Genomic DNA, 13,427 nt, shown 5'->3' on the forward strand with positions numbered 1-13,427 from the left:
ATGTTCCGCCTCTCCCTGAAAATGACCGGCCGCGACTGGCGCGCCGGGCAACTGCGTTTCCTGCTCGTCGCGCTGATCGTCGCCGTGGCGGCCCTGTCGGCCGTCGGCTTCTTCGTCGACCGCCTGCGCGCGGGCCTGAACCGCGACGCGCACCAGCTGCTGGGGGCCGACCTGGTCATCAGCGCCGACCAGCCCGTCAATGCGGCCTGGCGCGCGGAGGCGCAGAAGCGCGGCTTCATCCTGGCCGACACGGTGACGTTTCCCAGCATGGCGCAGGCGGGCGAGGGCGAGCAATCGCTGTCGCAGCTGGCCTCCATCAAGGCCGTCTCGCCCGGCTACCCGCAGCGGGGCAAGCTGAAAATCACGACCAAGCTCAGCGAAGCGCAGGATGCCGTCGGCCAACCGACCAGCCAGGTGCCGGCACCCGGCACCCTGTGGGTCGATGCGGCGATTCTGTCCAGCCTGAATGCGAAACTGGGCGATACGCTGACCCTGGGCGACAAGGCGTTTACCGTCACGCAACTGATCGCCAGCGAGCCGGACCGCGGCGCGTCCTTCCTCAACTTCGCTCCCCGCGTGATGCTGCCCTTGAGCGATCTGGCCGCCACGGCGCTGGTGCAGAACGGCTCGCGCGTGTCGTACCGCTTGCTGTTGTCGGCGCCGCCCGCCAAGGCGGGCGAGCTTGCGCAATATCAAGCCTGGCTGGAAAGCCAGATCAAGACGCAAGCCATCAAGGGCGTGCGCATCGAATCGCTGGAGTCGGGCAGCCCGCAGATGCAATCGACCCTGGACCGCGCCGACCGTTTCCTGTCGCTCGTCGGTTTGCTGTCGGCCATGCTGGCGGCCGTCGCCGTGGCCATGGCGGCGCGCCGCTTTATGCTGCGCCACCTGGACGCCTGCGCCATGCTGCGCTGCCTGGGGCTGACGCAAAACCAGGTCACCGCCATGTACGTGATCGAATTTTTATTGGTCGGCCTGGCCGGCAGCGTGGTCGGCGTGATGGTGGGTTTCGGCGGCCACCTGGTGCTGCTGGAGTTGCTGGGCAAGCTGGTGCAGAGCGACTTGCCGCCCGTCTCCATGTTGCCCGCCCTGCAAGGCGTGGCCACCGGCATGCTGTTGCTGCTCGGCTTTGCCCTGCCGCCGATTTTGCAGTTGCGCAATGTCCCCCATAACCGCGTGATCCGCCGCGAGCAGGAGCCGCCGCAGGCGCTGGCCCTGGCCACCTACGGCCTGGGCATCGCCGCCTTCGTCGTGCTGCTCCTGTGGCAAGCGGGCGACGTGAAACTGGCGCTGCTGACGGCGGCCGGCTTCCTGGGCGGCTTCGCCTTGTTCGGCCTGGCCGGCTGGTTGGGCATCCGCTCGCTGAAAACCCTGCGCGGCGCCTTCAACCACCAGGGCTGGCGCTTCGCCGTCACGTCCCTGCAGCGCCGCCCGGGCGCCACCGTCATCCAGGTGGTGTCCCTGGCCCTGGGCTTGATGGCCTTGCTGCTGCTGACGGTGGTGCGCGGCGACTTGATGGTGGCCTGGCGCAACGCCACGCCGCCGGACGCGCCGAACCGCTTCATGATCAATATCCTGCCGGAACAGAAAGACCCGATCGCCGCGCGCCTGGCCCAGGCCGGCGTGGCCAATGCGCCCCTGTATCCGATGATACGGGGGCGTTTGGTGGCCGTGAACGGCAACGCCATCACGGAAACCACGTATGAGGACGACCGCGCCAAGGGCCTAGCCGACCGCGAATTCAACCTGTCGACGATGGCCACGATGCAGGAAGAAAACAAGCTGGTGGCCGGCAAGTGGTTCGGCAATGCGCCGGGCGCGCCAGCCGAGGCGTCGGTGGAAGAAGGCATCGCCAAGACCCTGAAGCTGAAGCTGGGCGACAAGCTGCGCTTCGACATCGCCGGCCAGCCCGTGGAAGCGGCCATTACCAGTTTACGCAAGCTGGAATGGGGTTCGATGCGCGTCAATTTCTTTGTCATCATCAATCCGGCCGCCATGGCGGATACGCCGCAGACGTGGATCACGGCGTTTCACTTGCCGCCCGCGCAGGCGGATCTGGGCAATGCCTTGCTGCGCGACTACCCGAACCTGACGGTGGTCGACGTGGGCGGCGTGCTCAAGCAAATCCAGGGCGTGCTGGACCAGGTGGTGACGGCCGTCGAATTCCTCTTTGCCTTTACCTTGGCCTCGGGCTTGCTGGTGCTGTATGCGGCCTTGATGGGTTCGCAGGACGAGCGCACGCGCGAAGCGGGCCTGCTGCGCGCGCTGGGCGCCACGCGGCGCCAGCTGGCGCAGGCGCAGCTGATCGAGTTTTCCCTCGTCGGCGCGCTGGCCGGCCTGCTGGCGGCCTCGGGCGCGGCGGCCATGGGCTGGGCGCTGGCCACGTACCAGTTCAAGTTCGCCTGGAGCTTCGCGCCCGGCGTGTGGGCCTTTGGTTTGCTGGCCGGCGCCCTGTGCGCGATCGCCGGCGGCTGGCTGGGCTTGCGCAATGTGCTGAAACATCCGCCGCTGCAAACCTTGCGGGAAAGCTAGGCTCCCACGCTGTCGTCCGCCTGCGCGCGTAAAAATTGCGCGTAGGACATGACCGGCTGCCCCAGCTGGTGCGGCGGCACGTCGAACAGGGCCCAGAAATAGGTTTCGCGTCCCAGGCAGATGGTCGGCGCGGCGCAGTAGCGGAACCAGTTTTCGCCGATGTGCGCCGCATACATGCCGTCGCTGTCGGCATCGGAAAAGTACGGGATCACGCGCATTTCCAGCAAGGCCAGCAGCAGGGACTCGGGCGCGTCGCTGTCGCGCGCCATTTCGTACTGCGTGTGCAGGCTGCGTTCCGTCTCGATGATCATCAGGCGGGCCTGGCCGTCGCGCGTGAAAAACAGGATGCCGCAGGGATTCGGGAAAATATAGAACTCGACAAAGCCATGGCGCCGGCACAGTTCCTGCACGACGGCGGCCATGGCTTCATCTTGCAGGAAACTATAGTCGTGCAGCAATAGCAAGTCGCGCACGGTGTCCGACTGCTGCAGGAAGAATTCGCGTTGCAGGGAAACGATTTCCTGTTCCAGGATATCGAGCGCATCGTCGTCGCTCTTCTTGACGTAGCGGTCGATCAAGCCCCGGTTGAAGGCCGTCACGGCCACTTTTTCATCGGCCGCGCCCGTAAATAAAATCTTCTTGCACGGCAAGTCACGCACAGCCTGGCAGAATTCCAGGCCATTCATCTGCGGCATCGAATAGTCGACCACCAGCACGGAAGGCACGGCAAATCGCTGCGCCTGGCCGCTGATGCGCCAGATGCGTTCGAGGTCGAGCGCCACGTTGCGCTGGTCGCGCGGCAGGTTTTGCGTGTCGAAATTGACGTGCAGCGGCGTCTCGCCCGGCTGCGTGCTGTGGCGCAGCCAGTGCAGCGCGCTGCTGGTGTCATGAAAGGTCAGGCGCGCCAGCGCGGGATCGAGCTGGAACGCCAGGCTTTTCAGGAAGGAATCGCTGTCATCGATCAATACGGTCAGGGTCGGATGGGAGTAGACGGGCAGTTGCATGCATCACCTTGCGGGGGAAGAGGGTTGTAAGCGGGCAGGCAGGGGCTGGGGAAATTCCAGGATGAAAATCGCATACGCATGCTCGCGCGACACGCAGCGGATGCGCGCCTGCCAGGCCGTGATGATCTGCCGGCACAGGGCCAGGCCGATGCCGCTGCCGTTATGCACGGGATACGAATAAAAACGCTCGAAGATCAGCGGCAGGCGGTTCTTCGCGATGCCGCAGCCCGTGTCGATGAACAGCAGCCTGGGCACGGGGCGGGCGCCGTCGATGATGATGCGCACGCGGCCCTTGCCGGCCCGCTGGATGGCTTTCAGCGCGTTTCTCAGCAGGTTCAGCAGGATCACCACGCACAGTTCGTCCTGGCCGGCGAACTGGAAGTCGGCGCGCACGTCCACCTTGACGCGGCTGCGCTGGCTGTTGCCGGTGAATGGGTAGCGCTTCAGCACGGAATTCACCATCGCCAGCATCGATAGCGCCTGGCTGGGCTGCAGGTTGCGGTTCACGGCGCTGGCGCTCATCAGGAACAAATCGATCATGTGCTGCATGTGGCGCACTTCGAACTGGATGCGAGACAGGGCTTCCTGCAGCGGCGGCAAGTCGTGCGCCTGGCCGGCCAGCTGCGGCAGCAGCCGGCGCATGCCCCGTACATTGGCTTCCACGCTGGTGAGCGGCGTGCGCAGTTCGTGTGCCACGGAACCGAGCCCGGCGGATAGGCCGGCCAGCCGTTCCAGTTCCAGCACCTTGCTGCCGACTTTCACCACGGACAGCGCGGCTATGGTGAACCAGTGCACGGGCAGTTGCTGCAGCACTTCACGCTGCAGCAGGAAGTCGCCTTCTCCCTGCAGGATGACGGCCAGGCAGGCGGTGCTGGTGCCGATCAGGTAGGCGCGGCAAGCCAGTTTCGTCTCGAAATGAAACAGCACGACCAGGCCGATCAGCAGCGATTCGCTCCAGATGGACGACGCGTGGTTCATCAGAAACATGAAGGTAAAGAAGAAAGGCAGGATGTAGCTGAGCGCGAACAGCAGGTAGCGCGACAGCCAGCGGGCCGAGAAGTGGCGCGCAAACAGGCCGACCGCGCAGATGCCCACGCCCGTCAGGCGCAAGGTCAGGTTTTCATAGGCTTGCGGAAAAAAGTAATTCCACAGCAGGTAGTACAGCGGCATCGCCACCGTGCCCACGGCGGCCAGCATGGCAACCCTGCCGGCCAGGTTTTCATGGGGCATGCGTTCATGCAGCAGCGAATGGAGCAGGCGCCTGCGCCAGTGTGTCCATCGTCCTTGCAATTGCTGCGTCATGACTCTGCCTTGATTCTCTTCAGAACATTATCATCGCGTAAATTTTCCTGGTTGAACGGGTATCTCATCGGACATTGATATACGTCAATGGATGGGTTCGCGAGACGGTCAAGGCTTTAAGCCGCAGCAAACCTTTCCCTAGGAGAAAACTCATGACCATCGCTACCAGCTTGCACGCCCCATCCTTCGTCCGCGCAGAACACTGCTTGCCAGACTACATCGTGCGGCGCATGGATGCGCACCACGTCACGCGCATCGAAAAATTGCTGGGCGGCCAGCATCCCCATGCCTGGCAACCGACACCCGCCCATGCCATTTTCCTGGCCGGCAATGACTACCTGTCCATCGCCGCCGAGCCGGCGCTGGTGGCGGCCCAGGTGGCGTCCCTGCAGGCGAATGCGGGCGGCATGCTGATGTCGGCCGTGTACTTGCAGGAAGGCAGCGAACAGCACCGGCTGGAAAGCCGGCTGGCCCGCTTCATGGGCAGCGAGGATGGCATCCTGGCACAGTCCGGCATGGCGGCCAACGTCGGGCTGATCCAGTGCATCGCCAGCCCCGGCATTCCCGTCTACCTCGACATGCAGGCCCACGCCTCGCTGTGGGAAGGCGTGCTCTCGGCGCAGGCCCAGGCCGTGCCCTTCCTGCACAACGACATGACGCACTTGCGGCGGCAGGTGGAAAAGCATGGCCGCGGCGTGATCGTCGTCGACGCCCTGTACAGCACCAACGGCAGCCTGGCGCCGCTGCTGGAATTGCTCGACATCGCCGAGCGCAGCGACTGCGTGGTGGTGGTCGACGAGTCGCACTCGCTGGGCACGCACGGCCCGCAGGGCGCGGGCCTGGTGGAAGCGTGGGGACTGGGCCACCGCGTGCATTTCCGCACGGCGTCGCTGGCCAAGGCCTTCGCGGGCCGGGCCGGTTTCATCAGCTGTTCCAGCCGCTTCAAGGGCTATTTTTTGTCCGAATCACGCCCCGCCATCTTCAGTTCCTGTTTGCTGGCGCATGAGCTGGCGTGGCTGGGCGCGGCGCTCGATTTCATCATGGCCGCCGATGGACGGCGCGCCACCCTGCAACGCCATACGCTGCAGGTGCGCGAAGGCTTGCGCGAACTGGGCTACAACGTCAGCGATGGCACGGAGCAGATCGTGGCGCTGGAAGCGGGCGGCGAACCGGCCACCCTGGTCCTGCGCCAGGCGCTGGAGAGGCAAGGCATTTACGGCGCCATGTTTTGCGCCCCGGCAACGGCGAAGAACCGCGCTCTCGTGCGCCTGACCCTCAATGCGGGGCTCGACGGGGCCGCCATCGAGCGGGTGCTGGCGGGCTGCGCCGCCATCCGCGCCGAAGCGGGCGTGGAACACTGGCCATCGACGCGGCGCCTGCGCAGGCTGGCGCTCGTGTAGCGTCGTCAGCCGGCCAGCCGGCCCAGGAGGGCTGAAAGCGCTCCCAGCTGTTCTGCCGGCGCATCCTGCAGCAATTCGCGCCCCACCGCCTGCGCGGTGGCGCTCGCATGTCCCAGCAATTCCTGGCCGGCGGCAGTCAGCACGGCATAGCCGACGCGGGCGTCGCGCGCATCGGCCTGGCGTGCCACCAGGCCAATCTTTTCCAGTGGCATCAAGGAGCGCGTGACGCCGGAGGCCGTCAACGCCAGGCGCTCGGCCAGGTCGATGCGGCGCAGGCGCGCACCGGGTGCGCGCTGCAGCTGGTACAGCAATTGATAGTCGCTGAAGCTCAGGCCATGCAAATTGCCCAGGGCGCTGTCGAAGCGGCGCACGATGAGCGCCTGGGCGCGCGCCAGGCGCAGGCAAAAGTCCAGCGCGCCATCGGCGTCCGGCGACGGGAGAGTGTGATCGTTCATGGCGTCCATTTTATCCGTTGCGAAATGCTTGATTGCGCAAGTGTAAAGCAATGCCGCTCAATACAGCGGCTGGCCTTGCTCCAGCCACTGTGCGCGGTGCAAGTCCAGCAAGGCGCCCAGTTCGGCGTCCGCATCGAAGGCGGGGTCGTCGGGCAGCTTGAGCGTATCGATGACGGCGCAGGAAAAGGCCGCCGCGCCATCGCGCCGCCAGTCCGCCTGCAGCAGGGCGTTGCGGTGCTTGCCCAGGTTCAGCTCGAAGCGGTGCCGGTTCAGCATGCCGGGCGCGTTGCGGCTGCTGTCGAGCAAGGTGCGCCCGCTGGGCAAGTGCCGCAAGGCGATGATGCCCAGCGGCGGCGGCTGTTGCCGGTAGTGCGCTTTCAATGTTGCCTGTCGTGTCTTGTCCATGTTTTACTTCTCCGATATCGTTTGGGTAATCGTTTCCGGTCCGGCGATGCGCGGGATGGCGGTAAATAATGCGGCCGCCACGGCGGCTGCCAGCAGCAGGGCGCCGCCGCCGCAGAACAGCTCGCCAACGCTCAGGTGGCGCAGCAGCGCGCCCGTGGCCGCCGCCGACAGCGGCGCCAGTCCCAGGAAGATGCCCATGAACAGGGCCATCGCCCGGCCCAGCATGGCGGGCGCCACGCGCCGCTGTATCCACGTAAAGATGGCCACCTGCAAGTAGCCGCCCAGCAACCCTGTCACGGCCAGCAGGGCCGCGCCTTGCCAGGCCGAGTTGATTTGCCCCAGCGCCATCAGCAGCAGGCCGACGACCGCGTCGACGAGCAGCAGGGTGGCGCCGAAGTGGCGGCGCAGCCAGGCGCCGCCCAGGCTGGACGCCAGCATGCCGGCCAGGGTGCCGGCGCCATGCGCGCCCATCAGCAAACCCAGCGCGGAGGCGCCATGCAGGCGCTCGCTGGCCAGCACGGGCAAGGCCACTTGCAGCGGCCCCATGACGAAGAACGCCACCACCGCCCAGTACGCATAGCAGCTGCGCAAGGGAAGGTCGCGCCACACCATGGACAGGCCCGCCGCCATGTCGCGCCACATGCCCTGCGCCGCCGCCGCGGCCAGTGGTCGCAGGCTCACTTGCCGCAAGGTCCAGGCCGAGAACAGGAACGTCAGCGCATCGATGGCAAAGGCGGCGGCCAGCGCCGCCATGGAGGTGTGCTGCGCACCATCGTGGGCGCCGAGCACAAGCGCCGCCAGCAGGGGGCCGGCCAGCAGGGACAGCTGGCGCGCGCCCATCTGCAAGCCATTGGCGTTCTGCAGCGATTGCGGCGGCACGGCTTGCGGCAGGATGGCCGTGCCGGCGGGAATGCCGAAGGCGGCCGCGATACCCAGCGCCAGCGCGGCCGCATACGCGAGCGCCAGGCTGGCTTGGTCCAGCAGCAGCAACCCCGCCAGCGCCAGCAGGATGGCGGCGTTCGCATATTTGCTCAGCAGCATCACGCGCCGGGGCGAATAGCGGTCGGCGATGGTGCCGCCCAGCAAAATCAGCACGGCGCGCGGGGCGCCCATCAGGGCCACGGCGATACCCAGGCTGAGGCTATCGCCCGTCAGGCTCAGCACCAGCCAGGGCAGGGCCAGCATGCTGAACTGGTCGCCCAGCATGGAGACGAGGCCGCCGCCCAGCAGCCAGCGGAAGTTGGTATTGCGTAGCAAAGGGGATTCTGCGGTGGTGGGCATGGTTGACTTGTCCGTGTTTAAAGATTGCATAGTAGTTGATAAAAGCTTGAGTAGTCAAGTATATTGCTTTTTATGCCGGCAGCGGAAGCTGGCGCCGCATGGGCCGCCGGCGCTTGCGCTATCATGGCGGCCATGACTGATACCACTGCCCCCACCCTCTACGAGACCATCGGCGGCGCCCCCGTGCTGCGTGAAATGGTCGATCGTTTTTATGACTTGATGGAACTCGAAGCCGAGTTCGCCGGCATCCGCGTCATGCATCCGCTTTCGACGGACGGTTCGCGCGACAAGCTGTATTTCTTCCTGACGGGCTGGATGGGCGGCCCGGACTTGTATATCGAGAAGTTCGGCCACCCGCGCCTGCGCGCGCGTCACTTGCCCTACGCCATCGGCACCAGCGAGCGCGACCAGTGGCTGCGCGCCATGGCCTGGGCCATGGAAGACACGGGCATCGAAGAGTCCTTGCGCGTGCGCCTGATGGAATCGTTCTATCAGACGGCCGACTGGATGCGCAACAAACCTGACTGACACCCATGAGCCCAATCGAGTTTTACAGCCTGCTGGGCGCCGCCATCGTCGCCATCGTCCTGTTGCTATTGATCTTGCTGCGCCCACGCGGCGCGGCCGGCGATGGCGCCACCACCCTGGCCCTGGTGCAGCAGCACCAGCAGCAAAGCCTGGAGCGCATCGACCGGGTCGAGCGCGAAGTGCGGCTGCAACTGCAGGCGTCGGCGCAAGCGACGCGGCAAGACCTGGCCACCAGCCTGGCGCAATTCCAGGCGGCGACCCTGCAGCAGCTCGACAGCCTGCGCACGCAGATGCAGGCGCAGGGAAAAGTCGGGCGCGAGGAACAGGCGCAAAGCCTGGCGCGCTTTGCCGACAGCACCAACCAGACCCTGGCGCAGCTGACGGAATCGAATGCGCAGCGCATGCTGGAAGTGCGCGCCACCCTGGAAAGCAAGATCCGCGATTTGCAGGCCGACAATGGCGCGCGCCTGGAAGAGATGCGCAAGACGGTCGACGAGAAATTGCACGCCACGCTGGAGACGCGCTTGACTGCCTCGTTCCAGCAAGTGTCGGAGCGGCTGGAAAAAGTCCACCAGGGACTCGGTGAAATGCAGCAGCTGGCGCTGGGCGTGGGCGACCTGAAGCGGGTGCTCACCAACGTCAAGACGCGGGGAACGTGGGGCGAAGTGCAGCTGGAAATGCTGCTGGAGCAGGTACTCACTGTCGACCAGTACGCGAAGAACGTGGAAACCTTGCCCGGCAGCGGCGCGCGCGTGGAATTCGCCCTGAAACTGCCGGGCCTTTCCGATGGCGGGCCGCCCGTGTGGATGCCGATCGATGCGAAGTTCCCCAAGGAACAGTACGAGCGCCTGGTCGAAGCGGCCGAGCGGGCCGATGCCGACGGCGTGGCCCTGGCCGGACGCGAGCTGGAACGGGCCGTGCGGGGAGAAGCGAAAACCATCGCGGACAAATACCTGGCGCCGCCGCTGACCACCGACTTTGCCATCCTCTTCCTGCCCACGGAAGGCTTGTATGCGGAAGTGTTGCGCCGCCCGGGCCTGGCCGATGAATTGCAGCGCGTGCACCGGGTCAGCATCGCGGGGCCATCCACGTTGACGGCCTTGCTCAACAGCCTGCAAATGGGTTTCCGCACCCTGGCGCTGGAAAAGCGCTCGTCGGAAGTGTGGCAAGTGCTGGGCGCCGTGAAGACGGAATTCGGCAAGTTTGGCGACGTGCTGTCGCAAACCCGGCTGACCCTGGAAAAGGCGGCGAAGAATATCGAAAGCGCGGAAGTGCGCAGCCGGCAAATGGCGCGCAAATTGAAATCCGTGGAAGCTTTGCCGGGCGAGGCGGCTGCCTTGCTGCTGGGTAAGGCGGACGCGGGGCTGTCCGCCGAAGCGGACGGCGAATAGCGCCGCCGCCGTTCAGGCCGCCGCCGCAGGCCGGCGGCGCAGCGTGGCGCAGACCAGCAGCGCGAGTCCCGCCAGCAGCATGGCCCACGTTTGCGGTTCCGGCACGGCGGGCAGGACGGACAGGCCGGTGGGCGGCAGCGAAGGCAGCATGACGGTGGGGTTGAATGGCTCGACGATGATGCTGCTGCCGCGCGGTGGCTGGCCACCGCCTATGCCCGACGGCAACATCGTGTCGCGGCTGCCGCGCACGAAATCGAAGCCCGGCAGGGGCAGGCCGGCCACCACGGCCGGCGGCGCCGCGCCCGTGAGCGAGCCGCCATGCGCGGCGACGGGATGCTCGATGACGGGCACGCCCGTTGCCGCCGGCGCGGCCGCTGCCGGCGTTGCACCGCCCGGCGCGGCGCCAACGGGGGCCGCGCCAGCGCCGCGCGGCCCTGCCGCCGCCTGCGTGATGCGGCTGACATTGCGGCACACGGTGGGCACGAGGATGCAGGCGCCCTGCACGCAGTACACGAGTCCCCTTTCCTGCATCTGCTCGCTCCAGCCTGCCCGCGTGACATTGCGGCAAACGCGGCCCGGGCCGAAATGCATGTCGCTGATGCGCGCATCGTAATTGCCCTTGCCGCGGATGGCGTCGCGGCTGATCACGACGATTTCATCATACTGGCGCGCGCGCATGCGCGCCTTCAATTGCTCGCGCACCTGCGGCGCGATGTCCGGGTACCTGTCCACGGCGGCCACGACGTCGCCCATGAACGGGTCGGCGCCGGGGCGGTTCCAGCTGCAGTTGTCCAGTACGTCGGCCCGAGGGGCCCCTTTGGCATGGGCGGGCGGCGGGGCGAGGGTCAATAGGCCAAGCAGGCAAGCCGCTCCCAGCATGCTGGCGCCCGCGCTCCAAGAGCGGTGTCTCATTATTAGTTTCCTCGTGAAAGCAATATCAAAATTGAACTTTTCGTATAAGTTCGGATGTTATCATCGAAGAAACTTCAATATCAACAAATAAATAAAATAATTACAATTAGTGTTGTGTTTATTGATATGTTATTTAAAGAAATAATTAACATTTTTATCTCAATAGGCGAGCAGTTTCCGCGAAGAAAATTGATTGCGAAGGGGCAATGCAAACGGCCCGCGCAAGGCGGGCCGTTGTGGCGAGGGGGATAAGTGGCGCAGCGTGGACTGCGGTCCGGCCGGCGCGTCAGCCTGGCCGGCGGTGGCGCGTCAGGTCAATCCCTGGAACAGCACGATATCGACCAGGTCGCCTGCGGCCACGTGGCCTTGCGCTTCGTGCAGCACGATCATGCAATTGGCTTGCGTCATCGAGCGCAGGATGCCCGAGCCTTGCGCGCCCGTCACGCGCACGTGCTGGCGCCCGTCCGCACCGCGCTCGACGATGCCGCGCTGGTATTCCGTGCGGCCCCGTTTCTTGCGGATCGCCGCTTGCGCCGCCACTTGCAGCAGCGGCAGGGCGGACGTGTCCGCGTCGGCGCCCATCAGGCGCAGCAGGGTGGGGCGGGCGAGGAAATAAAACGCCGCCATCACGGCGACCGGGTTGCCGGGCAGGCCCAGCAGTAGTGCCGATTCGCCTTCGCTGGCAATCCGCCCGAAGGCCATGGGGCGGCCCGGGCGCATGTTGATTTGCCAGAAGGCCACGTCACCGAGGCGCGCGAGGATGTCGCGCGTAAAATCGGCCGCGCCGCTGGACACGCCGCCCGAGGTGATGATGACGTCGGCCGTGGCGCAGGCGCCGCGCAGGGCCGTTTCCAGCGCTTGCGGATTGTCCTTGACGATGCCCATGTCGAGGACTTCGCAGCCGAGGCGCGTCAGCATGCCCAGCAGGGTGTAGCGGTTGCTGTCGTAGATGCAGCCCGCGTCGAGTGGCTCGCCGATCGAGCGCAATTCGTCGCCGGTGGAAAAGAAGGCCACGCGCAGGCGGCGGCGCACGGGCACCGTGGCGATGCCCAGCGAGGCCAGCAAACCCAGCTCGGCCGGTCCGAGTATCTTGCCTTGCAGCAGGGCCGGCTTGTCCTGCATCAAGTCTTCACCCTTGAAGCGGCGGTTGTCGCCGGCGCGGATGCAGTCCGGCGCCAGCGTGATGCTGGTTTCATTGGCTTGCAGCACCAGTTCCTGTGGCACCACGCTGTCGCAGCCGTCGGGCATGACGGCGCCCGTCATGATGCGCGCGCACTGGCCGCGTCCGATTTTGACGGTGCCGGGACGCCCGGCCAGGATGGTGTCGACCACGGCCAGGGTCACGGGGGTGTCGCCGCCGAGGTCGGCGCCAAGGTCAGCTCCGTAAAGCGCATAGCCATCCATGGCGGAATTGTCGTGCGCGGGCACGCTGATGGGCGAGATGATGTCGGCCGCCAGGATGCGTTCGAACGCTTGCGGCAGCGGCAGTTCCTCGATCTCGGCCACGGGCGCGACGGTGTCGGCCAGGATGGCTTGCGCCATCGGCACGGACAGGCCCTGCGCCTGCTGGGCGGCCAGCTCGTCCGGGGTATTGATGTTGCCGAATGCACTATTGTTTTCGAAGAGTACTTCGGCCAGTTTCAAGGGGCCGTGCCAGGTGCGCATGCGGCGTTCGCCGCCGCGCAGATAGGCGTCGAGCTGGGGCAGGGCGGATGTTTTTACCAGGCAAAAGACGGGGTGGGGGCGGCGCACGGCCGCTCCCGTCGCCGCATCGATTTCCTCGGTGACGGCGATGGCCAGGTCGGCATTGTCTTGCGTCAAACCGGCGGCCAGGCGCGCGGCCAAGTCGGGCGGCAGCAGGGGCGAGTCGCAAGGCACGGTGAGCAGATAGGGCGTGCCGGCGTGCTGCATGCCGCTGTGCAAGCCGGCCAGCGGACCCAGCTGGCCTGGCAGCACGTCGGCCCACACGGGCAGGCCGAAGCGCGCGTAGTCGCCTGCATCCGCGTGGACGCTGAGGGCCAGCTGGCCCACTTGCGGCGCCAGGCGCTGGGCCACGTGGCGCGCCAGGGGCTGGCCATGCAGGGGCAGCATGCCCTTGTCGCGCTGGCCCATGCGCGTGCCGAGGCCGCCGGCCAGGATCAGGCCGGTAATGTCGTGTTTGTTGATCATGTCAGGTAGGAAAATTGGTGCATGCGCCATGGTAGCAGCGGCGGGCGC

At 66.1% G+C, this 13,427-nt stretch carries 11 protein-coding genes; 4 read left to right on the forward strand and 7 right to left on the reverse strand.

Annotated elements, in window-relative coordinates; genetic code table 11:
* Positions 1 to 2,532 (forward strand): ABC transporter permease, encoded by a 2,532-nt coding sequence (locus tag VPH40_RS23580; protein WP_328574654.1) that lies wholly within the window; start codon positions 1 to 3, stop codon positions 2,530 to 2,532.
* Here VPH40_RS23580 and VPH40_RS23585 read toward each other — a convergent pair.
* Entirely contained in the window at positions 2,529 to 3,536 is a 1,008-nt protein-coding gene (locus VPH40_RS23585) for a response regulator (RefSeq protein ID WP_099666832.1), read from the reverse strand. The two genes, VPH40_RS23580 and VPH40_RS23585, sit on opposite strands and share 4 nt — an antisense overlap.
* Before the next feature lie 3 nt (positions 3,537 to 3,539).
* A complete protein-coding gene (locus tag VPH40_RS23590; protein ID WP_289911218.1) occupies positions 3,540 to 4,838 on the reverse strand; it encodes a sensor histidine kinase in 1,299 nt (432 codons plus the stop codon).
* A gap of 152 nt (positions 4,839 to 4,990) precedes the next feature.
* Between VPH40_RS23590 and cqsA the strand changes: the two genes are divergently transcribed.
* A complete protein-coding gene (cqsA, locus tag VPH40_RS23595) occupies positions 4,991 to 6,238 on the forward strand; it encodes an alpha-hydroxyketone-type quorum-sensing autoinducer synthase (RefSeq protein ID WP_305058543.1) in 1,248 nt (415 codons plus the stop codon).
* Positions 6,239 to 6,243: 5 nt separating this feature from the next.
* Here cqsA and VPH40_RS23600 read toward each other — a convergent pair whose 3' ends face one another.
* From VPH40_RS23600 to VPH40_RS23610, 3 genes are read right to left on the reverse strand one after another with little or no spacing between them, the layout of a single operon-like run.
* On the reverse strand, positions 6,244 to 6,693 hold the full coding sequence (locus VPH40_RS23600; RefSeq protein WP_099668394.1) for a MarR family winged helix-turn-helix transcriptional regulator: 450 nt from the start codon (positions 6,691 to 6,693) through the stop codon (positions 6,244 to 6,246).
* A gap of 57 nt (positions 6,694 to 6,750) precedes the next feature.
* The gene (locus VPH40_RS23605) at positions 6,751 to 7,098 is read right to left on the reverse strand and encodes a GIY-YIG nuclease family protein (protein WP_150131032.1); all 348 of its coding nucleotides are present in this window, start codon (positions 7,096 to 7,098) and stop codon (positions 6,751 to 6,753) included.
* Between the two features lie 3 nt (positions 7,099 to 7,101).
* Positions 7,102 to 8,379, reverse strand: a complete 1,278-nt coding sequence (locus VPH40_RS23610) for an MFS transporter (protein ID WP_328574655.1) — start codon at positions 8,377 to 8,379, stop codon at positions 7,102 to 7,104.
* 132 nt (positions 8,380 to 8,511) lie between these two features.
* Here VPH40_RS23610 and VPH40_RS23615 point away from each other — a divergent pair, with 132 nt between their 5' ends.
* Positions 8,512 to 8,907: a group II truncated hemoglobin gene (locus tag VPH40_RS23615; protein ID WP_328574656.1), complete on the forward strand. Its 396-nt coding sequence runs from the start codon at positions 8,512 to 8,514 to the stop codon at positions 8,905 to 8,907.
* A gap of 5 nt (positions 8,908 to 8,912) precedes the next feature.
* Complete coding sequence (gene rmuC / locus VPH40_RS23620) at positions 8,913 to 10,298, forward strand: DNA recombination protein RmuC (RefSeq protein ID WP_289898665.1); 1,386 nt, start codon at positions 8,913 to 8,915, stop codon at positions 10,296 to 10,298.
* Positions 10,299 to 10,310: 12 nt separating this feature from the next.
* Here the strand turns inward: rmuC and VPH40_RS23625 are convergent, their stop codons facing one another.
* Both VPH40_RS23625 and moeA read right to left on the reverse strand, forming a co-directional pair.
* Positions 10,311 to 11,210, reverse strand: a complete 900-nt coding sequence (locus tag VPH40_RS23625; protein WP_328574657.1) for an MHFG family PEP-CTERM protein — start codon at positions 11,208 to 11,210, stop codon at positions 10,311 to 10,313.
* A gap of 309 nt (positions 11,211 to 11,519) precedes the next feature.
* Positions 11,520 to 13,379, reverse strand: a complete 1,860-nt coding sequence (gene moeA / locus VPH40_RS23630; RefSeq protein WP_328574658.1) for a molybdopterin molybdotransferase MoeA — start codon at positions 13,377 to 13,379, stop codon at positions 11,520 to 11,522.
* Between the last annotated feature and the right edge of the window lie 48 nt (positions 13,380 to 13,427).

Source organism: Janthinobacterium sp. P210005 (genome assembly GCF_036231865.1).
GTDB lineage: Bacteria > Pseudomonadota > Gammaproteobacteria > Burkholderiales > Burkholderiaceae_D > Janthinobacterium > Janthinobacterium kumbetense.